The organism is Pyxidicoccus fallax, assembly GCF_012933655.1.
Taxonomy (GTDB): domain Bacteria; phylum Myxococcota; class Myxococcia; order Myxococcales; family Myxococcaceae; genus Myxococcus; species Myxococcus fallax.
Genome location: NZ_JABBJJ010000178.1, coordinates 1 through 25432 on the forward strand (window position 1 = coordinate 1; position 25432 = coordinate 25432).

Consider the following 25432-nt stretch of genomic DNA (forward strand, 5'->3'; position numbering starts at 1 on the left):
CGCGTACCCCCCGTCAAACCTTGATGAACCGGCCGAGCGCGAAGCCGATGGCCGCGCACCTCCTCCTCCCGCAGCATCCGGAAGGCACCCTCGGGCACGTCCAGCGTCACGCCGCCCACCGCCTCGCGGTGCAGAGCGAGCACCGGGTGCCCGACGGCCGCCAGCATTCGCTTCACCTGGTGGTGCCGCCCTTCCGTGAGCGTGAGCTCCACCACGTCCGGCCCCCGCAGCCGCGCCCCCGCCGGCCGCGTGGGCCCGTCGTCCAGCACCAGCCCCTCGCGCAGCCGCTGGAGCGCGGCCTCTCCGGGCCGTCCCGACACCCTCGCCACATACCGCTTCGCCACGTGCGTCTCCGGCGACGTCCCGTGCCGCACCAGCCGCTCGTCATTCGTGAAGAGCAGCAGCCCCGTGGTGTCCCGGTCCAACCGCCCCACCGCGAGCCACTCGTAGCCCAGGAGCGGCCCGGGCAGCACCGCGCGCAGCTGCTCGAAGACGGTGCCCACGCCCTCCGGGTCCGAGCCATGCACCACCGGCCCGGCGGGCTTGTGGAACATCAGCGCCAGCACGGACGCCTCCAGCTCCCGCACCCGCCCGTCCACCCGCACCTCCATCCCGGGCCGCACCGGCGCGAAGGGCTCCGTCTCCACGCGCCCGTCCACCTCCACCCGGCCTTCACGGATGGCGGCCTCCGCCTCGGCACGGGGGAGCACGCCTGCTCGCCCCAAGGCCCTCGTCAGCCAGTCCGCCCGCTCGCCCTCGGGCACGTCTCCGGGCCCGCGGCGCCGGGCTGCTTCCAGCCACTTCGGAGTCCGCTGTCTACGCGCCATCCACTCGCCTCCTCACATCCATCATTCCCACCCGCAGCCACCGCTCTCCCTCCCGCCTGCCCTCCCATCAAGGCTGCCGCTGCGTCGAGCATCCGACGCCGCGTGCCTACCTTCAGGAACAACGGGGCGCGGGCACGAAGGCGCCGGGCAGCCCCCTCTCGACAGGTCATCACACGAACTGGAGGAGACTGCATGGGCAGCGTACTGGAAGGGTCCAATGTGCAGGGCAGCAGCTTCACGCAGCAGGGGGCGAGCATCCCCAATGGGGAGCACACCTCCGGAGCCGTGGCGCAGGCCAAGGAGCAGGTGAAGCAGCTGAGCGGCGTGGCCAGGGGCCGCGTCTACCAGCAGGTCGACAGCCGCAAGGGTGAGCTGGTCAAGGGCATCCAGGGCCTGGTGACGACGCTGGAGTCCGTGTCGAACAATGAAGAGGCCGCCATGGCGCGCCCGCTGCTCACCAGCGCGGTGGGCCTGCTGCGCAAGACGTCGGACCGGCTGGAGAACGGCACCACCGAGGAGCTCATCGCGGACGTGCAGGACCAGGTCCGCCAGCGCCCGGCGCTGTTCGTCGTCGGCTGCGCGGCCATCGGCTTCGCGCTCGGCCGGTTCATCAAGGTTTGACGGGGGGTACGCGGATGGATCCCACGATTCCACATCAAGCAGACGGAGAGAGGTTCCGGCCGAACGGTGACGGCGCCTCCGATACCCGCCGCGTGAGCGCGGACGGCTTCGGGGGCCGCGGCTTCGGCGAGCTCTTCTCCGAGTTCATGGAGCAGGGTCGCCGCCTGCTGCGCGCCGAGATGACGCTGGCGCGCGCGGAGCTGCGCACGGAGGCGAAGAAGGCGTCGGCCGGCGCGGGGCTGCTGGCGGGCGGCGGAGTGGTGTTGCTGCTGGGCGCGCTGACGTTCGTCGCGTTCCTCGTGGCCGCGCTGGCCACGGCGCTGCCGGTGTGGGCCTCGGCCCTCATCGTGGCCGTGGTGCTGCTGGCGGTGGGCGGCGCTGTCGCCTGGGCTGGCCTCGGACGGCTGAAGCACATCCATGGACCTCAACGGACAATCCAAACCCTGAAGGAGGACGGGCAATGGGCGAGCAGGACCGCGCACTCCATGAAATCGCAGATGCACGGGCACGCCTGACCGAGCTGGCGGATGAGCTGGCTCGCAAGGCGGAGCCGGACCGCCTGAAGGCGATGGCCCATGAGAAGGCCGAGGAGCTGAAGGAACGTGCCAAGGAGTTCGCCACGGAGAAGGCGGGCGAGCTGAAGCAGCACGCGAGGGACGCCGCCGTGGGGAAGGCCACGGAACTCAAGACACACGCCAAGGAGACGGTGATGCAGAGGACGACGGAGCTGAAGGAACGTGCCGACACCCCCAAGGGGTGGAGCCTGCTGGGAGCCCTCATCGGCGCCGGCGTCGGGTCGGCCCTGATGCGCAGGGCCTTCACGATGCGCGAGGAGCGCTCGTACGAGGGCGGCCGGTACGACACCCGCTACGGCCGCTACGGCGACGAGCGCTGGCGCGAGGACGACCGGTGGCGCTACGACGGGCTGCGCGCCGGGCGCCCGGACCTGGGCTACTCCCGCGATGACCGCTACGCCACCGCCGACCGCGCGGACATCGGCTATGGCGCGGGCACCAGCTACGGTGACGTGTCCGGCTACCAGGGCGTCTCCTCCAACTACGACGTGTCCAACCGCGACCTGGGCAACGTGGACACCTCCGGCGACGGCGGCATGAAGGCGCGTGCCGGCGAGGCGGTGTCCAACGTGAAGGAGCGCGCCTCCGACGTGGCCCACAACGTGAGGGACCGCGCCTCCGACGTGAAGGACCGTGCCATGGGCAAGGCCACCGAGGTGCGCGAGCGCGCCATGGGGGCCGTGGACAACCTGCGCGAGCGCGCCTCGCACGTGCGTGAGCGCATCCCCTCGCGCGAGGTGGTGCAGGGCCGCACCTCCGAGTGGTTCACCCGCACGGTGGATGAGCAGCCCATCCTCCTGGCGCTCGGCGGCATCGCCCTGGGCATGCTCGCCTCCACCATCATCCCGGTGTCGAACAAGGAGCGCCGCCTCATCGAGCCGGCCAAGCGCCGCGCCGAGGAGAGCATCACGCAGCTCGGGGACCAGCTCAACCAGAAGCTCCAGGGCAGCGAGCAGTCGTCCGACTACGAGGGCCGTCAGGGCTACTCCTCCTCGAACATGTCGGCGACGTCGGACCTCACCACGTCCGCCTCCACCAACACCGGCTTCGGGGCCAGCAGCATCAGCGGCACCCCGTCGAGCGCGTCCGGGCTGGGCGCCACCAACACCGGCGGCGTGAGCGTGGCGGGCACCGAGGACAACGCGGACGCGCTGGCCTCCTCGCCCTCCGGCTCCTCGCGAATCCCCCCCCTGCCGCCGCTGGATGACGTGACGAAGGTGCACTGAGCCACGGAAAAAGCCTGGGCAGTCGTCGGGGGAGCAACGGTCCGTCACCGGTCCGTTGCTCCCCTTGTCGTTTGACTTGGGCCCGGTGCGTCTGCCATGTGCGCCGCCGTGGCCGTCCCTCCCGAGCTGCTCGCGTCCCTGAATCAGCCTCCGCCGCCCGGTCCCGCCGTGGCCTTCACGCTCCGGCTGGCCGAGGCCCTGCACCGCTACGGCACCCCCGCGCACCGCCTGGAAGGGCTGATGGTCCGCGTGTCCGAGCGGCTGGGGCTGGAGGGGCGCTTCTTCTCCACGCCCACCTCGCTCTTCGCGTCCTTCGGGCCGCCCGAGGCGCTGCGCACCAGCCTCATCCGCGTGGAGCCCGGGGACATGGACGTGGAGCGGCTGACGCTGCTGGACGTGCTGGCCGATGATGTCATCCAGGGCCGGCTCACTCCCGCCGAGGGGGCCCGCGAGGTGGAGGCCATCCTCGCCATGCCGGAACGCTATGGCCCCGCGCTCCAGCTCGTGTGCTGGACACTGGCGGGCGGCGCCGCGGCGCGGCTGTTCGGCGGCGGACTGCGGGAGGTGGCGGTGGCGGCGCTCAGCAGCCTGCTCATCGGCACCCTGGGCGAGCTGACGCGGCGGCAGCCCTCCACCGCCCGCGTGCTGGAGCCGGTGGCCGCCATCCTCTCCTCCTCCCTCGCCGCGCTGGCCGCCAGCTTCATGGGGCCGCTGTCCGTGCAGGTGGCCACGCTGGCCGGCCTCATCGTCCTCCTGCCGGGGCTGTCCCTGACGGTGGCCATCAACGAGCTGGCCACGCGCCACCTCATCTCCGGCACCTCGCGGCTGACCGGGGCGGCGCTGGTGTTCCTGCAGCTCGGCTTCGGCGTCGCGCTGGGCAGCCGTTTGTCGCTGCTGCTGCCACCTCCCCCCCAGGCCCCGCTGCCGCCCGCGCTGCCGGGCTGGACGCAGCCGGTGGCGCTGGCCGTGGCCACCCTGGCGGTGGGGGTGCTCTTCCGGGCCCGCCCGCGCGAGTGGGGATGGATTGCCGCGGCGTGCACCTTCGCCTTCGCGGGCTCGCGGCTGGGGGCGCTGCTGTTGGGGGCGCAGCTGGGCGCCTTCATCGGGGCGCTGCTGCTGGGCATCGCCAGCAACGCGCTGGCGCGGCTGCGCAACCGGCCCTCCCTCACCACCGTGGTGCCCGGGCTCATGCTGCTGGTGCCCGGCAGCGTGGGCTTCCGCAGCCTGGCCTCGCTGCTGGAGCGGGACGTGGTGGCCGGGGTGGACACCGCCTTCTCCATGCTGATGGTGGCCGTGGCGCTGGCGGCGGGCCTGCTGTCCGCCAACGCCCTCGTGCCTCCGCGCAAGGTGCTGTGACGGCGCCCTTCAGCGCAGGCGGGTGATGAACACCGCCGCTAGCGCCAGCAGGAAGTACGGCACCAGCGCGCCGGCGCCCGCGTACTCCTTCGCCATGCGCTGGCCGAAGAAGAGGGCCACCAGCGACACCGCCGACAGCAGCGCGCCCCAGAAGGCCAGCGTCGCGGAGCCGGTGGCGACCAGGGCCACCAGGCCCGCCCCGCTGAGGGCGCCGGCCGCGATTTCCAGCACGGTGATGACGGCCAGCATCAGCGGCACCATGCCCCGCAGGGGGCTCTTGGCGAAGTGCCCGGTGAGCCAGCCCAGGTTGCCCTTCCAGTCGATGACCTTGTCCAGGCCGGACTGGAGGAAGAGGATGGCGAGGAAGGCCGCGCAGAGCGCCTGCAGCAGCCAGTAGGTGAATTCGGTGGATTCGAAGGACGGCATGGCGGGCACACTCTAGCCGCCCTTCGGCCGGGCCCAAGTCTTCTCGCCAGCAGGGCGGGCAGGCAGGCATGGGGGCCGCGTGCTCCTGCCTTCCCCCAGGGGCGTCCCTACCTTGCGGTCATGGCGTCCGAGCTTACTGCCCGTCGGGTGTTCACCGGCCTCATCCTGCTGTCCATCATCCTGCTGGCCATCGTCATCCGGCCCTTCGCCGAGGCCTTCTTCCTCGCGGCGGTACTGGCGGCGACCTTCTACGGCCTGCACAAGCGGCTGACCCGGAAGCTGCGCGGCAAGGCGGGGGTGTCCGCCGGCATCATCACCACGGGCATCATCCTCGCCCTGCTGCTGCCCCTGGGCGGCCTCACCGCCTTCGTCGTCACCGAGGTGACGGAAGGGGTCCAGTTCGTCGGCCAGACGGTGCAGCGCGAGGGCGTCACCGGGCTGATTGAGCGGCTCCCCGGGCCGGTGCGAGGCACGGTGCAGAGCCTGCTGGAGCGGCTCCCCATGGAGCAGCAGAACCTGGACCAGACCATCCAACAGCAGGTGACGACGCAGGGCGGCACCGCGGCCAAGGCGGTGACGGGGGCGGTGGCGGCCACGGGCTCGCTGGTGCTCCAGATCACCATGATGCTCATCGCCCTGTTCTTCTTCTTCACGGACGGGGCGCGGCTGGTGGCCTGGATCGAGAGCGTGTCGCCGCTGCGGCGCGGGCAGACGCGCGAAATCATGCGTGAGTTCCGCAATGTGTCCAGCTCGGTGCTGCTGTCCTCGGTGGCCACCGCGGGCGTGCAGGCGGTGGCGGCGCTCATCGGCTTCCTCATCGCCCGGGTGCCCGCTCCGCTGTTCTTCGCGGGCGTGGCCTTCTTCCTGGCGCTCATCCCCGCGGTGGGCGCGGCCATCGTCGTGCTGGCCGCCGCGGCGCTGATGTTCTTCAGCGGTCACCCCTGGGCGGCGCTCTTCCTGGCCGTCTGGGGCACGGTGGTGGTGGGCCTCGTGGACAACGTGGTGAAGCCGCTGCTCGCCAAGCGCGGCATGCACCAGCACGGCGCCATCGTCTTCTTCGCCCTGCTCGGCGGCCTCGCCGCGTTCGGCACCGTGGGCCTCCTGCTGGGCCCGCTCATCGTCGCCTTCTTCCTCGCGCTCGTCCGCATCTGGGAGCGCGACTACGGGCGCGCCAGCGTGCGCCCCGGGGACCCGGCCACGCCGGGCCCGGGCAGCGCCGGTGACGGCGGTCATGCCCTTCCCTCCGTGCGCTCGGAGGCCACCGGGGAGCGGATTCCCCTGTCGCCCACGCCCACGGACCCGCACTGAGTTCCAACGCTGCCGAGGGGGTCGTTGCCCCTTCCCCTGAAGCGACCACGGCCCCGCCTTCCGGCACACACCGGAGAGCGGGGCCGTGGAGTCTCTGGCGCCTGGGCTAGAACAACGCGCCGCTGGCGCGACGGCCGGGCGAGGACGTCAGGCTGGACACGCCCGTGTGCAGCCCGAAGGTGGCGCCCGCCGTGGCGTCCGGGTTGCGGTTGGCGGACACGCCGTCCGTGCTGGCCAGCGAGGAGCCCAGCGTGGCGGTGTCCACCGCCGTGCCGGTGGCGTTCTTCAGCGTCACCGTGTCACCGCTGTTGGACAGGCCCAGCGAGCCCGTGGAGGCGGCCACCGCGCCCGGCGTGCCGGCGGGAATCCCCGAGGCGCCGCCGAACACCACCAGCACCTCGCCCGCCGCCAGCGTGGTGCCGCTCGGGAAGGTGTGCCGCGACAGCGCCGCGTCCGACACCGTCCAGCCGCTCAGGTCCACCGCCGCGGTGCCCACGTTCACCAATTCCACGAACTCGCCGTTGACGTCCGAGCCGGGCTCGTTGATCAGCACCTCGTTGATGATGACATTGCCCGTGCCGCCGCCACCGCCGGTGGTGGTGGTGATGGTGAAGACCCCGTCGCTGACGTCGGAGATGGTGGCGTTGGAGGCGTCGCTCACGCGCACCCGCGCGGCGGACGTGGCGCTGGAGGGCACCGTCCACGCGAGGCTGCCCGCCGAGGCCGCGGTGCTGGCGCTGACGGTGCTCCACGTGCTGCCGTCCAGGGTGTACTCCACCTTCACGTCCGTCACGCCCGAGGACGTCCAGGTGATGGTGCGCGCGCCGCCGCCCGCCCAGCTCTCACCGCCGTTGGGCGCCGTCACCGTGACGCTGCCGCCCACCGAGTCCCCGGGGATGAGGAAGTCCTTGATGACGCCCATGTGCTGCATGCCGGACGCGCCGCTGTCGCCGGAGAGCGCGGGCGAAATCTCGGACAGCGGCGAGTGCACGCGCGTGTCCACCACCAGCCCGTTCGCGTACGAGCTGGAGCCGATGACCACCGCCGTCTGGTACTGGCGCAGGTCCGCGTCCACCAGCACGTGGTCATAGGGCTCGTTGCGGCCGGCGTTGGTGTTGGTGTTGCCGTTGCGGTCCGCCGGGTACGGGCTGGCCGTGGACACCACCTGCGCCAAGGTGCTGAAGCACGACTCGGTGCGGCTGCCGGTGTTGAGGTCGCCACCGATGGCGAGGTAGTCGCCCGCGGGGATGCTGGCCTTGATGCGGTTGACCAGGTTGCTGGCCTCGGAGTTGCGCGTGCCGCTGCTGGTCGTCAGCAGGTGCACGCTCACCACCCACAGGTCCTTGGGGCCCGGCACGTCGATGCGCGCCCAGGCGAAGTCGCGGTTGGAGACGTACGGGTCATCCCACTCGCCCGCGGCGATGATGGGCCAGCGGCTGATGACGCCGTTGGGAATCTGGGCTCCGCCCTCACGGTAGTAGTGGAAGCCCGGGCCGAACGCCGTGTCGACGAAGGCGCGCAGGTCCGTGGCGGAGCTCGTCTTGTAGCTGAACTCCTGAATCATCACGACGTCCGCGTCCGTGCCCTGGAAGATGCGGAGGCCGTGCCCCGGGTCGTAGTCCTGGCCCGTGCCGCTGGTGAGGTTGGCCGCCATCAGCCGGATGCGGACGCTGCTCAGCGCGTCCTCCCGGGTCTCCACCGACACGGCCTCGTTGGCGGGCTCCACCGCCGGCTCCACGCCACCGCAGGCCGCGAGCATCAAGGGGAGCACTGCGGTGGCCCACCGCCATCGCGATGGCAGGGGCCTGGAGGGAGTTTCGAGAGTTCGCACGTTGTCCGGTCCTTGCTCCCAGAGGGAGCGGTTGAGAGGGTCGAGGAAGACACACCTGAGCGATGGCCGGGGCGTGCGAACACACCCGAACCACCAGTCAGGTTTATCGAGGTGGTACGTGGCAGCGTTGCGTGAAACCGGAGTGAACTGTCTTTGGGGCGGATGCTACAGGGCCGCGGCCGTGGACAGCGCGACGAAGAGGTAGCGCAGGCCCTTGCCGAGTGTGACGAAAAGGACGAAGGGCACGGGCCGCACGCCGAGCATGCCGCCCGCGATGACGAAGGCATCGCCCACCACGGGCAGCCACGACATCAGCAGCGCGGGCGCGCCCCATGTGCGCACGCGCGCCTCGACGCGCTCCATGCGGGGCCCTTCCTTCGCGCGCCGGCGCAGGTACCACCGGCCCAGCGGGCCACCTCCACCGCTCGCCACCCACCGGCCCAGCGCGTACAGCGTGAGGGCGCCCAGCACGTTCCCCACCGTGGCCACGGCGATGGCCACCGTCGGGGCCGTGCCGCCGTAGACGACCGCGGCCAGCACCGCCTCCGAGGGCACGGGCACCACCGAGCCCGCCATCATCGCGACGAGGAAGAGGCCCGGAAGGCCCCAGGCGGCGAGGGTGGACGAGTCCGGCATGGAGGACGGGCGAAGGCAGGCGAGCTTGCCACGCGCGCGCGGCGGCCGGGGTGATTTCCCTCCTGGCGCGCTCGAGCGGCGATGTCGGCCTCATGGCATCCCTCGCCTGGAGTGAGTGAATCCGAACGGTGTGTGAGCCCGTCCGCCGTCCGCTCCCGAGCAGCCCGCCCTGGTGCCGGCTTGCCTGCCCGCCAGGAGTGGACGAAGGAAGACCCGGCGGGCCCATGCGTGGCCACGCCTCACCTTCTGGAGGATGACGTGCGCTCCATCGACTCGGGCGATGCCAGGGTGGCTTCCATCCTGGTCGCGGATGACCCGGCCCTGCCGCCGCATGACGGGTTGGATTTGGTGGTGCGGCTTCGCGATGGCAGGGGGTTCACCCTCACCTTGCTGACGCTGGACGTGCTCCAGCGGAAGCTCGCCGCGGCGCCGTCCCTGCTCGTCAGCCAGCTCGTGCTGGTGCGGCAGGTGTCGGACGAGGCCGTGCTGCACGCGGTGCGCTCCGCGCTGGACGCGGGCATCGAGCGCTTCGGAACGCTGCAACCCCCGCTTCAGCAGTAACCCTCCGCGCAGGAATTGCGCCGGCCGCCGCCTGGACGCAGGAACTGCGGCGCCCAGGCGTTTCCTCCGGGGGCGCTGTCCGGCGGCGCACGGCTTGCTAGGGCGTGGGGGCAGGACCTACCCCCCGCGCGAAGGAACGCCGACCCCATGAGCAGCACCGTCGCCCCCGCCCATAATCCGAGCTCCGACATCCGCCTGGTGCCGGTGGAGATCGCCCCCGAGACGTTCTGGGTGGGCAAGCGAGAGCCGGGCAACATCTTCTACGCCAACCCGTACCTGCGCCGCTTCCGCGGCACGGACACGAAGACGCAGCGGCCCACGGAGTTCAACCTCCTCATCGACCCGGGCTCCAGCAGCGACTTCTCCGCCATGCACACCAAGGTCACGTCGCTCATCGGGGGGATGGAGCGGCTGTCGGCCATGTTCGTGAACCACCAGGACCCGGACGTGGGCTCGTCGGCGAGCCTCATCTCCGCGCGCTACGCGCCCCGCGCGGGCATCCTCTGCTCCGAGGACACGTGGCGGCTCATCGTCCACCAGAACCTGCCGCGCAACCGCTTCATCCCCACGGAGAAGTTCGCCCAGGGGCTGAGCGTGCCCACCGGGCACAAGCTGTTGCCGGTGCCCTCGCCCTTCTGCCACTTCCGGGGCGCGGTGATGCTCTATGACCCGCAGACGCGGGTGCTCTTCACGGGCGACCTCTTCGGCGGCCTGACCGACTCCAACGCGAAGGGGCTGTGGGCGGACGAGTCCGACTGGGCGGGCATCCGCGCCTTCCATCAAATCTACATGCCGGTGAACGCGGCGCTGGTGCGCGCGGTGGCCACCATCCGCAAGCTGGAGCCGGGCGTGGAGATGATTGCGCCGCAGCACGGCCGCATCATCCGCGGCGCGCTGGTGCAGCAGTTCCTGGACCGGATGGAGCGGCTGCAGGTGGGCCTGGACATCATGGACGAGGCGCAGGACCGCACCCACCTGCAGGCATGGAACGCGGTGCTGGACCGGGTGCTGTCGCTGGCGCGCGGCTACCTCGGTGCGTCCGTCGACGCGAAGCTGGCGGCCAGCAAGGAGCTGCCGGACACGGCCACCTACGACGGCAAGGGCCTTCACGTGAACCGGCTGGGCAAGTGGACGCTGGAGCACGTGGTGGACCTGCTGTGCCACGGCGAGCCGCCGGAAATCGCCGGCCCCATCATCGTCGAGGCCACCAGCGCCGCCGCCGAGTACAACCTGCCCACGCCGCACCTGGACCTCGAGGGCACGGGCGCGCAGTCCCACGTCTCGCTGCTGGACACGTGAGCCGGAGCGCTTCCACGCGAACCGAGGGAGGGGAAGGTGCACCCGACGGACGATGATGCCGGCGACGTGGCCTACCTGGGCGGAGCCGCGTTCGATGTGGGGCCGGCTCCGGCGGTGCCTGCTGCCGCGGTAGCGCCTGCTCCAGCAATGCCCGCTCCGGTGGCGCCTGCTCCGGCGATGCTTCCTCCGGTGATGCCGGCGCCGAGCCCCCCGCCAACACCGGGCGCGGACCTGCGGCCGGTGACGCCGCCTCCTCCGGTATCGTGGGGAGAGTCGTTGCGGCCCTCCACGCCGATGTCGCCCCACGGCACGCTTCTGCAGGGCATCGCGACGCCGCTGCCGGCCTCCGTGGTGCGGGGCCTCGTGCCCGCGCAGGTGGTGGCGGGCCGCTACCGCGTGGAGCGCTGGCTGGGCGCCGGAGGCAGCTCCACCGTGTACGAAGTCACCGACCTCCACCGGAACGAGCGCGTGGCGCTCAAGCTGCTCGCCGTGCCCCACGCCGAGCCGCACCTGGTGACGCGCTTCCTCCAGGAGGTGCAGTACGTACGGGCGCTCGAGCACGTCAACATCCTCCGCGTCTTCGACGCGGGCTCGGACGGCGAGCGCCACTTCCTCACCATGGAGTTGCTGGAGGGCTCGGACCTGCGGCAGGTGCTGGCGGAGCGGAGGCCCACGTGGGCCGAGGCCCTGCGCTGGCTCACCCACGCCGCAGTGGCGCTGGAGCACGCGCACGGGCGAGGCGTGCTGCACCGGGACGTGAAGCCCGCCAACCTCTTCGTCACCCGCATCGGCGTGCTGAAGCTGATGGACTTCGGCCTCGCCAAGAGCATGCACGTGGCGGGCACCACGGCGCAGGGCGCGGTGCTCGGCACGCCGGAGTACATGGCGCCCGAGCAGGTGATGGGCACTCCCGCGGTGTCGCCCGCCACGGACCTGTATGCGCTCGGCGTGGTGGCGTACCAGATGTTCACCGGGCAGCTGCCCTTCCGCCACGAGCAGCCGGTGCCGCTGATGTTCCTCCAGGTACAGCAGGCCCCGGTGCCCCCGCGCACGCTGTGCCCGGACCTGCCGGAGCCCTTCGAGCGCGTGGTGCTGAAGCTTTTGGAGAAGCGGCCCGAGGACCGCTACCCCGACGCGGCCGCGCTGCGCACCGCGCTGGCGAAGCTGTGGCCGTATGCCTTCAAGGCACCGGCTTGAGTGACACGGGCGTGGGCGTGCCCTCCAGCGGCCAGCGCGTCAGCCGGAGCGCGCGTTCCGGCGACTGGCACAGCAGGACGGTGCGCCCGCCCCCCGGGTGCAGGAAGTAGAGAGCGCGCGGCGCCCGGAAGGCCGCCGTCACGGACGGCTCCCGCTCCGGCCAGACGGGCCGCTCCGTCCGCCACGCGCGCACCACGGGCCGCTCGCGCAGGTGGTGATGGACCTCCACCACCACGCCGTCCACGGTGTCCCCGTACCACTCCAGCGTCAGGCTCGCGCCCGCCTGCCGCCGCTCGCTGAGCAGCGGGAAGGTGCCGCCGCCCACCGTGGACGCGGTGGCGTCCACCTTGGCCCCGCGCAGCGGCTCCAGGAAGGACACCTCCAGGCGCGTGGTGCCCGGGGGCACGCGGAAGGTGTAGGCCATGCGGCCGGGCTTCGGCTTCGTGGCGCCCACGTACGCGCGCGGGTCCGACTCCGACAGGCGCGCGGGCTCTCCGGAGCGGAGCTGGTCCACGTCCTCGGGCGCGGCGAGCGCGGGCGCTTCCTCCGGCAGGTCCACGTACTTCCAGCCCGCGGTCTGGTCCTCGGGCCGCCAGCACGTCCCCGCGGGCGCGGTGGCCAGCCACAGGGCGCTGGCGAGGGTGAGGGGCAGTCCCATGTCACGCGCTCCGGGAGGCGGCGGGGGCGCGCGAGGTCAGCCACGCGGCGCCCAGCATCAGCGCGCCCGCGACGGCGAGGCCCGCCACGCGCAGCGTGCCGTGCAGGTTCATCGTGTCGTAGAGCAGGGCCTTGCCCACGGCGATGGCGACGAAGGCGAAGCCCGCGTCCCGCATGACGGGCGTGCCGCGCTGGCGGCCGGTGAGCACCAGCGCCACGCCGACGACGAGCCACCCCAGCGTGAGCACCAGCCGGCGCGCCACGTTGTCCTCGGCGATGCCGAGTGTGAGGTAGTGGAAGTAGAAGGACCACGAGGCGGCGATGGCCGCCGTGGTGAGGCCGTACCAGGAGAGCACGTCCCGCACCCGGTCGGGCGCTTCACCGGGCCCCGGGCGCGAGCGCAGCAGCGTCACCACGGAGACGGCGAGCGTCACGGCGAGCCCCACGAGCAGCAGCTCCTGCTTCGTCGCCCCGTACCAGAGTCCACCCGCCACCGCGCACGTGAGCACGGCGATGGGCCCCAGCAGGCCGCGCGTCATCGGAATCCGGACGAGCGCGAGGCCCGCCGCCACGCACGCCGCCACCGTGAGCAGCAGCTCGCGCGGCACCTGCAGGTCCCTCCAGAGGAACACGGCCGCCATGGCCAGCAGCCCCGCTCCCACGCTCCCCAGGACCTTCACGTCCCACTTCGTCGTCATCGTCGTGTGCATCCGGTTCCTCCTGCGCCGAGTGACAGCGCGTGCGGGAAACTCCGGATTGCAGCCGCCCTGCCAGGGAATGACGCGAGGCATCACGCGGACTTGCGTGACGGACCGTGAAGCGGGTGTGCAGCGGAGCGCACACCGCGGCGCGAAGCCTGCACACGGCGCATACACCTGGTGCCGTATCCCCGTGAAAGCATGGAGATGACGCGTTGCGCTGGGTTCTTGCAGTGTGTTGGCAACAGCCCTCGATAATTGACTGCGATTTCGGGGAAGCCCCAGCACCCGTACCAGGTATTCCGCCAGGCCGGCGTGTTGGAGAAACGGTGAGCGATGCGGTCGTTTCGTTTGTCTTTACTCGGCTTGATGGCGTGTGCCACGTGGATGGGCTGTTCGGATGACCCCGAGCCGGGCCCGAACGTCCCGGACAACGCGGTGCGCGTCAGGCGTTTCACGCGCCATCTCACGGCGAGCGGCTTCGAGGAGCGGCCTCACGACTTCGCCCAGGCGCCGGTCGAGCTGTTCGTCGTGCAGGGGGACAACCTCGTCCCCGTCACGGGCGCGCCGGGGAAGGCGGGGGAGTACGTGTTCCCGGATGTGCCGCGCGAGACCTACTACCTGAAGCAGTACGGCGGCTACATCGTCACCGACTCGCGCGACATCGACCTGAGCACCCACGTGCTGGGCAGGCCCGACATCGCCGAGGTGCAGGCCTCGGGCATGGCGAGCGTGGCGCTGGACGGGCTGGAAGCGTGGGACGACGTGGAGTCCGACCTGCAGCTCGTCTCCGAGCAGGTGGGATTCCACGCCACGCTGTTCGCCTCCGCCGAGACAGGCTCGACCTCGCTGACACAGGAGGAGGTCTTCATCGCCCCGGACACGGGGCCAAGCATGGTGCGCTTCGAAGCGCAGAAGGGGGACCGCGCCTGGGTGGTGCAGCTCAATTCCCGGACGCTGGGCACCCTGCCCGGCGGACAGACGCAGCGGTACACCACGGCGGTCCGCGCCCTCCAGCTTCCTCCCTTCTCGTATGACGGCAGCCAGCCCCTGCGCCTCGCGGGCACGCTCCAGCCGTTGACGATGAACGAGCTCGCGCTGGACTGGAAGGTCTCCCGCTTCGCGGAGCTCGCCTCCGAGGTGCACCCGTCGGCCACCCTCCGGAGCAGCAGCTTCAGCCTGTTCCCGATGGCCTTCGGCACGGAGGAAGGCTGGGTCGGATACTCAGGCTATCTGCTGGCGCTCGGACGTCGGGCGGGAGAGGCTTCCGACGCGACCGGGACGCTCGTCTATGGCAATCCCTATCCGTCCAACTGGGGCGTGCTGGCCCAGGCCTCTTCGTCCTTCGGCGTGACCTTCGACATTCCGGGTCAGGAGCCCTTCACATACACGAGTACGATTGTCGTCTCCGACCGTGTGGCCTCCCTGTCGGACGGCCCCATCGTGCCGCTGATGCGGCCGCCCCGCGCCCTCACCCTGGATGGCACGGAGGCGTACAGCGCCCGTACCGTCGCTCCCGGCGCCCACGTCCTCTCCTGGCAGCCGCCCGCGGCGGGCACGCCGAACCTGTACGTGGTGACGCTGCGGCGCATCGATGACCTCGGGGACTCGACCCGGGTCGCCGTGCCCGCGCTCACCTTCTACGTGCCGGCGAATCTCACCTCCGTCCGGATGCCCGCCGGCCATCTCGAGCCAGGCAAGCACTACTTCGTCAGCGTGCGCGCGGTCCATGCCCCGGGCTACGACATCGCGAGGAAGCCTTTCGTTCTCGCCGAACAGGTGACCGAGAGTGGCGCGAATACCATGAGCGGCCTGCTGACCGTTCCGGCCCGGTAGCGCGGAAGATGCAGCCCTGGATGCTCGAGAACCTCGGAGGGCCAGCGCCATGCGGACGCTCTCCGCGGTCCGCCGAGCGCTCTGGCCCCCCAGGCTGACGGGATTGCTTCCCCTCCTCCCGCAGCTATGGTCCCGGCACTTTCATTCGCGGAAGTGCCGGGCATGCCGCCCGGCACGTGTGCTTGGAGAGGGGGAATCATGCGGACCTCGCGTCCGGTATTGCTGAGTCTGCTGTTGTGCTGCACGTGGCTGGGCTGCTCCGAGGACGACGAGCCCACGGCTCCGGACAGCGGGACGGCGGCGGACGCGGGCTTCGACGCCGGGATGGGCTCGGAGGACGCGGGCTCCGACGCCGGGACGGGCCCGGAGGACGCGGGTGCGGACGCGGGCCCCACGGACGGCTCGGTGCGCGTGCGTCGCTTCCTGCGCCACCACACGGCCGCTGGCGTGGATGCGCGGCCCGAGGACTTCACGCGCAATCCCGTCGAGCTGTTCGTCGTGGAGGGCGAGGCCCTGGTCCCCGTGGCCGGCGCGGCCGGAGGCCCCGGCGAGTACGTGTTCCCCGACGTGCCCGAGGGCACCTACTACCTGAAGGTGGGCTCGCGGTTCGTCGTCACCGATGCGCGCACGCTCGACGTGAGTGTCAACGTCCTGGGACGGGCGGAGGCACAGCCGCTGGACGCGGGGAGCCCGTACGCCTCGATGGCGTACCTGAACCTGAGCGGAGTCGAGGAGTGGAACCTGCGTGACTACGAGACACTGCCGCTCGTGGAGGACCCCAGCGCCGAGCTGCACCTCGTCGCGGAGGAGCTGGGCTTCGTGGGCGACATCTCGCCCGGGGAGGCCTACCTGGGAGCCACCCGGTTCCAACACACGCAGGCCATCACGCGCATCTCGGGCTCGCTGACGCGGTTCGAGGCGGAGAAGGGAGACCGGGCCCGGGTGGTGCAGCTGTCACCCCGGACGCTGGGGACCCTGCCCGACGGCGGAACCCAGAACTACCTCACGGCGGTCCGCGCCCTCCACCTTCCCCCGCTCTCCCACGACGGGAGTGAAGCCCTGTCCCTCCAGGGAACCCTCCAGCCGCTGCCCCAGGCAGAGCTCCCCCTGGACTGGAAGGTCTCCGCCTTCGCGGCCCTCGCCGCCGAGGTGAATCCCACGGCCACCGTTCGAGGCTCCATCTTCGGCATCTATCCGGGGCCGTATGGGCAGCTTCATGGCTCGGACACGTACGCGGGGGAGTTGCTCCGGCTCCGCCGCCCCGTTGGCGTCACCGCCGACGCGGTGGGCACCCTCACCTACGGCAATCCCCATCCCGCGACGTGGAACCCGGTGACCGAGGTCAGCACCGGCTTCGGCGTCCAATCCCAGGTCGGACAGGCGCCTCGCTTCAACGTCTCGGGCTACATCCTCGTGAGGGACCTGACCTCACGTCTCGCGGCCGGGCCCATCGTCCCCCGCATCCGGCCGCCTCGTGACCTGACGCTCGACGGCACCGTGGCGTACGGCTCGCGGTCGCTCGCGGAGGGCGCCCACGTCCTGGGCTGGACGCCTCCCTCGGGGCGAGGTGCGGACGCCTACGAGGTGACGCTGTGGCGGCGCGAGATGCTGTCGAGCGGGGCCTCCACCTTCGTGCGGGTCTCCACGTTCTACGTGGACGAGAGCGCCACCTCCGTCCGGCTGCCTCCCGGGCTGTTGCAGCCGGGGCAGCACTACTACGTCACGGTGGGCGCGGTCCTGGCGGAGGGGTACGACGTGTCGCGCGAGCCGCTGCGGCTGAACGAGCGCGCCGTCTACAGCGAGGCCACCGCGGTCAGCGGCCTGTTCAGCGTGACCGCCGCGGCGCCTTGAGTTGGTTTTCGCGTCACCGGCGGGTCTCTTGCCGTTGCCGGGGGGGGGCTCAAACGACCCTCCTACCGCGGCTGACCGCGCATGGGCCGGCCGGAGGTTGGGCCGGGTTCATGGGCACGCTGCTGCCTGAGTGGCGCTCTGGCCCGGGTGGGACGCGAACGGGGTACATTCGCGGCCGGACCGACCTCGGGGCCTGGCAGGAAAAGGGGGACACACATGATGGGCTGGCGTTGGGCAGGGCTTTCGTTGGTGCTGGGCTCCGCGTGGCTGGGCTGCTCCGACGACCCGAAGCCGACTCCGGACGGCGGGACTTCGCTCGACGCGGGCTCCGACGACGGTGGCACCGGGCCGGCGGATGGTGGCGTGGATGGAGGAACTTCCGGGCGCGATGGAGGAACCGACGCGGGCTCCAGCACCGCGGTGCGTGTCTGGAGCTTCACGCGCTACCTGACGGCGAACGGCTTCGTGGATCGGCCGGATGACGTCTCCCATATCCAGCTGCTCGTCGAGGAGGGTGACCAGCTCGTGCCCATCCCCGGCCGGGATGGCGGGCCGGGCGAGTCCGTGTTCCCGGACGTGCCCCGCGTCACCTACTACCTGAGGTGGGGCCACCACTACGTCGTCACGGACTCACGCGACCTGGACCTGAGCGGTCACCGGCTGGGCCGGCCAGACTTCGTGACGATGGACCCCGACCACGAGCCGACGGCGGACATCGCGCTGCAAGGGCTGGAGACCGTGTGGCGGCCCGACCCGCCGCCGCCGTTCCCCACCAACCCCGCGGACCCCGAGGCCATGCTGCGGGTCACCTCCCCGCAGGTGGGCTACTCCGGCGTCATCGACCTCGGCCACAGCATCGAGAACTCCTCGTGGAACGCGCGGGACGTCAGCTTCTACCATGAGGTGATCCCCGCTCCGCACATCGAGCCGGAGAAGGGAGACCGGGTCTGGGTGGTGCAGCTCAATCCCCGCCTGCTGGGTGCCCTGCCCGACGGCGGCACCCAGAACTACCTCACCGCGGTGCGCGGGCTCGAGCTTCCCCCGCTCGCGTATGACGGAGGCCAGCCCTTTCCCATCCAGGGCACGTTCCAGCGGCTGACGATGAATGAGCTGCCGCTGGACTGGCAGATCTCCCGCTTCGCGGCCCATGCCGCCGAGGTGAACCCCGCGGCCACGCTCAGCACCAGCCTGTTCCGGATGGAGCCGACCGCTTACGGACCCGCCGAGAGCTGGGTGGGCTATGCCGGCACGGTGGTCGAGTTCCAGCGTCCCAGGGGTGAGCCGGCGGATGCGAGGGGAACGCTCGTCTATGGGAATCCCTATCCGGCGAGCTGGGGGCTCGTGGCCATGGCCTCCACCAGCTTCCGTATTTCCTACCAGATTCCCGGGGCCAGCCTCCCCGCGGTGACCTCGGTCACCAGCTTCGTGAGAGGCCGTCCGTCCGACATCGGCTCGGGCCCCATCGTCCCGCGCATCCGGCCGCCGCTGGAGCTCACCCTGGATGGAACGGAGCTCTACACCTCGCGCACCATCACGAGCGGCGGGCATGTCCTCGCCTGGCGGCCGCCAGCGGCCGGAACCCCGAACGCCTACGTGGTCTCACTGCGGCGACTCATGACCGACCCGAACATCGCGAACCCCTACTTCGTGCCCGCGGGTTTCTTCTACACGCGCGGGAGCACCACCTCGGTCCGGCTGCCCTCCGGCCTGCTGCAGCCCGGCAACACCTATTTCCTCACCGTGCGCGCGGTCCTGGCCCCCGGCTACGACGTGTCGAACAAGCCATTCGTCATCGACGACATGGTTGATTACAGCGCGGCGCACGCCATGAGCGGACTGTTGACCGTGCCGCCCGAGACGCCCTGAGCGGCGTTCCGCTGCGCCGTGCATGGCTTTGGATTATCACCTGCAACGCAGTGTCATTTAAGGGTGGAACCGTGCCAACACCGGGGTGCCGGATAGCCAGTCCGGCGGGTGTGTTGGAGAGGTGGGGACAGATGCCAAGCTGGCGTTTGATATTGCTTTCGCTGTTGCTGTGCACCACGTGGCTGGGTTGCTCCGACGACCCGGACCCGACGCCCGACAGCGGGACGACCGTCGACTCCGGCACGGGCCCGGTGGATGCGGGCTCCGATGCCGGCACGGACCCAATCGACTCGGGCACGGATGCTGGCACCGACCCCGCCGACTCCGGTAGCGACGCGGGCACGGACCCGGTGGACGCGGGTTCCGACGCGGGGTCGGACCCGACGGACGGCGGTGCGGACGGTGGCTCCGATGCCGGCACGGACGCGGGCCCTCCCGACGACACGGTGCGCATCCGGCGCTTCACCCGCTTCCTGACGGCGAGCGGGTACACGGAGCAGCCGGACGACTTCTCGCAGACCTCCATCGAGCTGTTCGCGGTGGATGGCGGCGAGCTGGTGCCCGTGCCCGGCACGTCTCCCGCGCCGGGCGAGTACGTCTTCCCCGGTATTCCCCAGGGCACCTACCACCTGAGGGTCGACACGTTCCATGTCGTCACCGACGCGCGCTTCCTGGACCTGAGCGTCAACCGGCTGGGGCGCTCCGACACCCGCTTCCTGGAATATGGCGAGCGTTGGCTGGCGAATCTCGCCCTGGGCGGGCTCGAGCCGTGGCGACAGGACGAGAGCGACATCCAGGTGGTCTCTGGAGAGGTGGACTACGCGTCCGAGCTGGGGCTCTTCACTCCGGAGGAAGGCGCGACCTCGGTGGAGCTGGAGCAGCTCATCATCGGCAATGACCCGGGGCCCATGCCCGTGTTCGAGCAGTCGCGAGGGGACCGGGCCTGGGTGATGCAGATGTCGCCCCGGCAGCTGAGCGCCTCGGACGGGAGCGAGTACAGCTACACCACGACGGTGCGTTCCCTGCATCTCGCGCCCTTCTCCTACGACAACACCGCGCCCATGCCCCTCGCGGGCACGCTCCAGCCCCTGCCGTTGAATGAGCTCTCCCTCGACTGGAGAATTCCCGACTTCGCGGCCCTCGCGGCCGAGGTCCATCCGGCCGCCACCTTCCGCGCGGCCAGCTTCTCCCTGCACCCGGCCGCGCACGGCCCTCCGGAGGGATGGGTGGGGTGGTCGGGGACGCTGCTCAGCTTCCGCCCTGAGATGGAAGCGACCTCGCCCATCCAGGGCACGCTTCTCTATGGAAATCCCTTCCCCTCCACCTGGGGCGTGACGGGCCAGGCGCGCGCGAGCTTCCAGATGAGGTACCAACTGCCGGACGACAAGTCCCTCACCGTCACCGGCAGCGCCTTCGTCGACGACCGGGTGGCCGACCTGACGGGAAGGCCCCTCACGCCCCGCGTCCGTCCGCCCCGTGCCCTCACCGTGGATGGAACGGACGCATATGGCCCGCGCACCCTCTCTCACGGCAATCACGTCGTCGCGTGGGAACCCCCCGCCGCCGGAAGCGTGAGCGCCTACCTGGTGCACATGCGGCAGGTCATCGCCCTCACCGAGGACTTCCTGGCCGCTCCCACCGTGGCCCTGTTCACCCTGAGCGCGAACACCCACTCGCTCCTGCTGCCCGGGAACCTCCTGGATCCGGGTCAGCACTACTTCCTCATGGTGGAGGCCATCCACGCGCCGGGGTACGACGTCGTGGACCGGCCGCTGATGCTCTTCGACCGGGCGAACGTCAGCCGGGTGCCGGCGTTCACCGGCCTGCTCAGCGTCCCCGCGCTGGGGCCCTGAGCGGGCTTTGCCTCGGGGCCGGTGGGAGCGACTCCCGCCGGCCCCTTCCCGGGCTCAGGCGCCGGGCGCCGCTGGCTCCGTCCTGCCGGGCGCGAAGAGCCACAGCCCGAGCGCGGCGGCCGTCGTGAGCCCCGCGGCGATGGCGAACTGCGCGGCGAAGTGTCCCCGGGCCAGGGCCAGCAGGGCCACCGACAGCGCGCCGCCCAAGAGCCGCATGGCGTAGAGGCTGCTGGTGACGATGCCGCGGTGGTGCCAGGGCGCGCGGGACTGGGGGCCCACCAGCGAGGTGCTCGCGGCCGGGCCCAGGCCCAGGCCCAGCACGGCGAGCCCCACGAGGGCCGCCGGCACGCCCCAGTCGAGCGCGGAGGACAGGGCGAGGAAGCCCACGCCCACCGCCGCCACCGCGAAGCTGACGCCGGTGCTCAGGCGCATGCCCCCGCGCACCAGCAGCTTCACGCCGAAGGTGGAGCCCACGGACCAGCCCAGCAGCATGGGCAGCAGCGCCAGGCCCGCGCCCACCGGCGAGTGCCCGCCCTGCTCCGTCATCCACAGCGGCACCCACGCGGCCATGCTGTACAGGAGCGCGCCCCCGGCGAGGTTGCCCGCGGCGCCGCTGAGCACGGTGCGGTCCTTCACCAGCTCCGCCGGCAGCAGCGGGGACGCGGCGCCGCGCTGCTGGCGCACCAGCACCGCGCCCAGGGCCACGGCGCCCAGCGCGCACAGCCACCGCAGCGAGGCGGCGCCGGGCTCCAGCGAGAAGAGGAGCAGCGCCGCGGAGGTACCGGCCAGCAGCGGGCCCGCCCGGTCCAGCGTCACGTCCGCGCGGCGCGGCGGGTCGCGGTACGACAGGTACAAGAGCGTCGCGGCGAACAGGCCCACGGGCACGTTGACGAGGAACACCCAGCGCCACGAGGTGTGCATCACAATCCAGCCGCCGATGAGCGGACCGGTGGCGTTGCCCACGCCCCACGCGCCGGTGAAGAGGCCCTGCACGGCGGCGCGCTCGCGAAGGGTGTAGAGGTCCGCGCTGATGGTGAGCGTGGTGGGCTGGAGCGCGCCCGCGCCCAACCCTTGCAGCACGCGGAAGGCGATGAGCATGGGCACCGAGTCCGCCAGGCCGCACAGCGCCGAGCCCACGAGGAACAGGCCCATGCCGCCGAAGAAGACGGGCCTGCGCCCCAGCCGGTCCGCCAGCTTCCCGGACACGAGCACGCCCACGGTGGACGCGAAGAGGAAGGCGGAGAACACCCAAGAGTACAGGTGCTGGCCGCCCAGCTCGCGCGTAATCGTGGGCATGGCGCTCGTGACGACCGTGCCCTCGAAGGCGCTGACCACCAGGGCCAGCAGCACCGCGCCGGTGGCCATCCGCCGCGCCGTCCCCGGACGCGCGACGACTCCGGGCTCCACCGACAAACCGCTTCCACTCATGCGCTACGTGTACGCCCCGGAAGGCCATGCGAAAACCGCACCCTACGCATAGACTTCTTGCGGAAACCGCATGACCACCGAACAGCTCAGGGCCTTTCTCCAGGTTGCCCAGGAGGGCCGCCTCTCCACGGCGGCCCGGGGGCTGGGCCTGTCCCAGTCCGGCCTGTCGCGGCAGCTCCAGTCGCTCGAGGGGGAGCTGGGCACTCGACTGCTCGTCCGCACGCCCGGCGGAGCGGTGCTGACGGACGCGGGGGAGCGCTTCCTGCCGCACGCGCGCCGGGCGTTGGAGGCGCTGCTCGCGGGCACGTCGGAGCTGGAGCGGTTGTCGGGCACGCCGCGCGGCACGGTGTCGCTGGGCACGCTGCACACGGTGGGGGCGTACCTCTTGCCGGACATCATCCCCGCCTTCGCGCAGCAGTACCCGGAGGTGCGGCCCCGGCTGAGCGAGGGCATGGCACCCGCGCTGGAGGAAGGAGTGGCGAAGGGGACGTTGGACCTGGCCATCCTGTCGCTGCCGGTGCGGCGGGCGGACCTGGTGGCGCAGAAGCTGTGGGAGGAGGCGCTGATTCTGGCGGTGCCACGCGGGCACAAGCTGACGCGGCTGGGGAAGCCGGTGGCGCTGGGGGAGGTGGTGGAGGAGTCCTGGGTGGTCATCCCCGGGATGAGCGGCACGCGCGCGCTGGAGGCGGAGTGCGAGGCGCGCGGGGTGACGCCGAGGCTGGCGCTGGAGACGGACAACGCGGAGGCCATCCGCCGCATGGTGGAGCGCGGGCTGGGGGTGGCGCTGGTGCCGGAGTTGATGGCGAGGGACCACCAGTCGCGCGGCTTCGACGTGGTGCCGCTGGTGCGGGGGCCGAGGCGACAGGTGGCGTTGGTGCACCGGGGCGAGGGCTACCTCACGGCGGCGGCGCGGGCGCTGAAGACGTTCATCGTGGAGAGCATCCGCGCGATGCCGGAGCCGTGGGGCGCGCGGAAGGGCGGCGCCTCGGGGCAGCGGGTGCGGTAGCCTGCCGCGCGTTTCGTGGGGAGAGCTTCCATGGCGATGAAGGTGATGACGTTCAACGTCCTGCAGGGCGGCGAGGAGCGGTTCGACACCCTCGTCACCTTCCTGGCGCGCGAGTCTCCGGACGTGCTGGTGCTGCAGGAGTGCCTCGGCTGGGATGACGGCGGGAGGCTGCACCGCGTGGCCGAGGCGCTGGGCGTGCCCCAGGAGGACGCGCACCGGGTGCTGGGACAGTCGCGCTCGCGAGGAAGCGGGCGCTGCTACCACGTGGCGGTGGTGAGCCGCCCTGCCCTGCGCTCGGTGAGCGTGCACAACAACCGGCACTTCCTGGGGCACTGCATCGTCCAGTGCGAGCTCGACGTGGAGGGCGGGCCGGTGACGCTGTTCGGCACGCACTTCGACGCGCACGAGGAGAAGCTGCGGTACGTGGAGGCGCGGTACCTGCGCTCGCTGATGGACGCGGCGGCGTTCCGGGAGGGGCGCTACCTGCTGGCGGGAGACCTCAACTCGCTGTCTCGCAAGGACCCGTACCCGGTGGACCTGGGGGACCAACTGCGCCGGGCGGGGACGGACAAGTATGGCCATCCGCCGCGCTTCGACGTGATTGACGACATCGAGGCGTACGGCTGGGTGGACACGCTGCGGGAGCGGCCGGCGTCTCCGAAGTGGGTGACGGCGAGACGGAACCGGGGCGGAGTGACGATTGATTACCGCACGGACTACGTCTTCGCGTCACCGCGGATGGCGGAGCGGCTGATGTCGGCGGAGGTCATTGACGTGGGAGACGCGTCCGACCACAACCCGCTGGTGGCGACGTTCCGCTGACGACGAGGAGGGGTCATGGCGCAGATGGACAGCTTCGTGGAGTACACGGTGGAGTTGCTGGAGAAGGTGGGCCCGGTGCAGGCCCGGCGGTTCTTCGGCGGCTGGGGGCTGTACCTCGGTGGGCGGATGTTCGGGTTCGTCGCGGACGGGCAGCTGTTCCTGAAGGCGGACGACGTCACCCTGAGCGACTTCCAGGCCGCGGGGGGCCGGCCCTTCACGTTCGAGAGCGGTGGCAAGCCGATGGAGACGAGCTACTGGACGCCGCCTTCGGACGCCGCGGATGACGCCTACGCGCTGCTGCCCTGGGCCCGCCGCGCGGTGGATGCGGCACAGCGGGCGGCGCTGAAGAAGGCGGCGCCGAAGAAGAAGGCGGCCGCGAAGAAGCAGCCCGCGCCCACGGCGAAGAAGGCTCCGGCGCGCAAGAAGGCGGCCCCCGTGAAGAAGGCCGCGGCGAAGAAGGCTCCCGCGAGTCGGAAGACCGCGCGGGCGAAGAATGCTCGTTCTGCACGCAAGACCTCTTCACGTACGTCTCGCGCCTGAACTCGACCCGGGGCGAAGCGCCGTAGCGGAGCGATGAATCCTCGCGGTCGCCCTACTTCAAGGAGTCCGATCCTCGTACCAGTTGGCGGCGGAGAGTTCCCGCCGCGCCTCTTCATGCAGCTCCGCGCGCACGAAGGGGCTCAGCCTCTGCGACGCGCGCGCAACTGGGCCCTGACTTCCTCGATGGCCTCGCGCGCGTCGTAGGTCTTCACCTCGCCGGAGACGACCTCTTGAGCACGGCGCTCGATTTCAGCCGCCCACTCAGCATCGGCACCTGTCCGCGCCTCTCCATCATCGAGGCTCAGCAGCAGCTTGTGCGCGAGACGGGCCCGCTCCTCCGTCGGGAGTCGGAGCGCTTCTGGCAGGAGGTCATCCGCGGTGGAGGCCATGAACGAGGTCCAACCTGCTTCAGGGAAGTCCGGTAAGGCCGCGAGGATTGCCTGCGGCTCCCTTCTCAATTCCAGCGCCGCCCCTTCTGTTTGCAGGGCGCTTCTTCCGCGCCTCGGATTCGTTCGAGGCGGGAAGCTTCCTGTCCTCGGAGGCGCCCTCCCTCATCGTGAGCGTGGTGCCAGGTGCCCCATCGCAACCTCCATGGCGGTCAAGGCATCGTCCCTCGGCACCGCGTGACTCCCGAGTCCGTGCGCGTGTCAGCCCCCGCCTCGGCCCATGGATGGACCAAAGGGCACGCAACCGGATGAGCTGCCAGAGGTCATTCCCTGGCGCGAGCCGCATCCCTTCCTGGCACGTCAGCCCTCTCCGGAAGGAGGGTCGTCGTGGAGGAATGATTCCTCCAGCGAGGCCGCATCCGAGGCGGGCCGTCGTGGAGGAATGATTCCTCCAGCAAGGGGGCGCCCGAGGCGGGTCGTCGTGGAGGAATGATTCCTCCAGCGAGGCCGCATCCGAGGCGGGTCGTCGTGGAGGAATGATTCCTCCAGCAAGGGGGCGCCCGAGACGGGCCGTCGTGGAGGAATGATTCCTCCAGCAAGACGGCGCCGGGGGGCTGGGAGGGGAT

General features: G+C 71.2%; 23 protein-coding genes. 15 read left to right on the forward strand and 8 right to left on the reverse strand.

The genetic code is table 11. The annotated features are described in order from the left end of the window. Positions 1–827 (reverse strand): pseudouridine synthase (locus HG543_RS31235; RefSeq protein WP_169348562.1); only part of this gene is annotated, 827 nt, incomplete at its 3' end. 192 nt (positions 828–1019) lie between these two features. Here HG543_RS31235 and HG543_RS31240 point away from each other — a divergent pair. From HG543_RS31240 to HG543_RS31255, 4 genes are all read left to right on the forward strand, one after another. Beyond that, positions 1020–1448 carry a hypothetical protein gene (locus HG543_RS31240; protein WP_169348563.1) on the forward strand — a complete coding sequence of 143 codons (429 nt, stop codon included), beginning with the start codon at positions 1020–1022 and terminating at the stop codon, positions 1446–1448. Between the two features lie 14 nt (positions 1449–1462). Beyond that, positions 1463–1963 carry a phage holin family protein gene (locus HG543_RS31245; RefSeq protein WP_169348564.1) on the forward strand — a complete coding sequence of 167 codons (501 nt, stop codon included), beginning with the start codon at positions 1463–1465 and terminating at the stop codon, positions 1961–1963. After that, a complete protein-coding gene (locus tag HG543_RS31250) occupies positions 1909–3249 on the forward strand; it encodes a hypothetical protein (RefSeq protein ID WP_169348565.1) in 1341 nt (446 codons plus the stop codon). The genes HG543_RS31245 and HG543_RS31250 overlap by 55 nt, the downstream gene beginning before the upstream one ends. A 96-nt stretch (positions 3250–3345) precedes the next feature. Continuing rightward, complete coding sequence (locus HG543_RS31255; RefSeq protein WP_169348566.1) at positions 3346–4605, forward strand: threonine/serine exporter family protein; 1260 nt, start codon at positions 3346–3348, stop codon at positions 4603–4605. 9 nt (positions 4606–4614) lie between these two features. Here the strand turns inward: HG543_RS31255 and HG543_RS31260 are convergent, their stop codons facing one another. After that, positions 4615–5031 (reverse strand): DoxX family protein, encoded by a 417-nt coding sequence (locus HG543_RS31260; RefSeq protein WP_169348567.1) that lies wholly within the window; start codon positions 5029–5031, stop codon positions 4615–4617. Positions 5032–5151: 120 nt separating this feature from the next. Here HG543_RS31260 and HG543_RS31265 point away from each other — a divergent pair, with 120 nt between their 5' ends. After that, the gene (locus tag HG543_RS31265) at positions 5152–6339 is read left to right on the forward strand and encodes an AI-2E family transporter (protein WP_169348568.1); all 1188 of its coding nucleotides are present in this window, start codon (positions 5152–5154) and stop codon (positions 6337–6339) included. A 106-nt stretch (positions 6340–6445) separates the two neighbouring features. On the opposite strand, the gene HG543_RS31270 is transcribed toward HG543_RS31265, so the two are convergent. Both HG543_RS31270 and HG543_RS31275 read right to left on the reverse strand, forming a co-directional pair. After that, positions 6446–8098 carry a lamin tail domain-containing protein gene (locus HG543_RS31270; protein WP_169348583.1) on the reverse strand — a complete coding sequence of 551 codons (1653 nt, stop codon included), beginning with the start codon at positions 8096–8098 and terminating at the stop codon, positions 6446–6448. 237 nt (positions 8099–8335) lie between these two features. Continuing rightward, positions 8336–8806 (reverse strand): YqaA family protein, encoded by a 471-nt coding sequence (locus HG543_RS31275; protein WP_169348569.1) that lies wholly within the window; start codon positions 8804–8806, stop codon positions 8336–8338. A 258-nt stretch (positions 8807–9064) separates the two neighbouring features. Between HG543_RS31275 and HG543_RS31280 the strand changes: the two genes are divergently transcribed. The 3 genes from HG543_RS31280 (at position 9065) to HG543_RS31290 (ending at position 11863) form a co-directional block, all read left to right on the forward strand. Next, entirely contained in the window at positions 9065–9367 is a 303-nt protein-coding gene (locus HG543_RS31280) for a hypothetical protein (RefSeq protein WP_169348570.1), read from the forward strand. A gap of 147 nt (positions 9368–9514) precedes the next feature. Beyond that, positions 9515–10666 (forward strand): oxygen-binding di-iron domain-containing protein, encoded by a 1152-nt coding sequence (locus tag HG543_RS31285; protein WP_169348571.1) that lies wholly within the window; start codon positions 9515–9517, stop codon positions 10664–10666. A gap of 36 nt (positions 10667–10702) precedes the next feature. Next, complete coding sequence (locus HG543_RS31290) at positions 10703–11863, forward strand: protein kinase domain-containing protein (protein WP_169348572.1); 1161 nt, start codon at positions 10703–10705, stop codon at positions 11861–11863. On the opposite strand, the gene HG543_RS31295 is transcribed toward HG543_RS31290, so the two are convergent. Further along, positions 11847–12521, reverse strand: coding sequence for a hypothetical protein (locus HG543_RS31295; RefSeq protein WP_169348573.1), 675 nt, complete (start codon positions 12519–12521; stop codon positions 11847–11849). The two genes, HG543_RS31290 and HG543_RS31295, sit on opposite strands and share 17 nt — an antisense overlap. Position 12522: 1 nt before the next feature. Further along, complete coding sequence (locus tag HG543_RS31300) at positions 12523–13311, reverse strand: DUF2339 domain-containing protein (protein ID WP_281404481.1); 789 nt, start codon at positions 13309–13311, stop codon at positions 12523–12525. A 294-nt stretch (positions 13312–13605) separates the two neighbouring features. Between HG543_RS31300 and HG543_RS31305 the strand changes: the two genes are divergently transcribed. From HG543_RS31305 to HG543_RS54635, 4 genes are all read left to right on the forward strand, one after another. After that, positions 13606–15054 (forward strand): fibronectin type III domain-containing protein, encoded by a 1449-nt coding sequence (locus tag HG543_RS31305; RefSeq protein ID WP_169348575.1) that lies wholly within the window; start codon positions 13606–13608, stop codon positions 15052–15054. A gap of 198 nt (positions 15055–15252) precedes the next feature. Next, entirely contained in the window at positions 15253–16905 is a 1653-nt protein-coding gene (locus tag HG543_RS31310) for a fibronectin type III domain-containing protein (RefSeq protein WP_169348576.1), read from the forward strand. A gap of 216 nt (positions 16906–17121) precedes the next feature. Next, positions 17122–18771, forward strand: a complete 1650-nt coding sequence (locus HG543_RS31315; RefSeq protein WP_169348577.1) for a fibronectin type III domain-containing protein — start codon at positions 17122–17124, stop codon at positions 18769–18771. A 131-nt stretch (positions 18772–18902) separates the two neighbouring features. Beyond that, positions 18903–20624 (forward strand): hypothetical protein, encoded by a 1722-nt coding sequence (locus HG543_RS54635; protein WP_211194277.1) that lies wholly within the window; start codon positions 18903–18905, stop codon positions 20622–20624. Between the two features lie 54 nt (positions 20625–20678). Here HG543_RS54635 and HG543_RS31325 read toward each other — a convergent pair whose 3' ends face one another. After that, entirely contained in the window at positions 20679–22052 is a 1374-nt protein-coding gene (locus tag HG543_RS31325) for an MFS transporter (protein ID WP_169348578.1), read from the reverse strand. 70 nt (positions 22053–22122) lie between these two features. Between HG543_RS31325 and HG543_RS31330 the strand changes: the two genes are divergently transcribed. Genes HG543_RS31330 through HG543_RS31340 form a run of 3 tightly spaced genes read left to right on the forward strand, consistent with a single transcriptional unit; the run spans position 22123 to position 24420 of the window. After that, positions 22123–23058 carry a LysR family transcriptional regulator gene (locus HG543_RS31330; protein ID WP_169348579.1) on the forward strand — a complete coding sequence of 312 codons (936 nt, stop codon included), beginning with the start codon at positions 22123–22125 and terminating at the stop codon, positions 23056–23058. 30 nt (positions 23059–23088) lie between these two features. Next, entirely contained in the window at positions 23089–23880 is a 792-nt protein-coding gene (locus HG543_RS31335) for an endonuclease/exonuclease/phosphatase family protein (RefSeq protein WP_169348580.1), read from the forward strand. Between the two features lie 15 nt (positions 23881–23895). After that, positions 23896–24420, forward strand: a complete 525-nt coding sequence (locus HG543_RS31340) for a TfoX/Sxy family protein (protein WP_169348581.1) — start codon at positions 23896–23898, stop codon at positions 24418–24420. A 140-nt stretch (positions 24421–24560) separates the two neighbouring features. Here the strand turns inward: HG543_RS31340 and HG543_RS31345 are convergent, their stop codons facing one another. Beyond that, the gene (locus HG543_RS31345) at positions 24561–24809 is read right to left on the reverse strand and encodes an addiction module protein (RefSeq protein ID WP_169348582.1); all 249 of its coding nucleotides are present in this window, start codon (positions 24807–24809) and stop codon (positions 24561–24563) included. Positions 24810–25432 lie beyond the last annotated feature (623 nt).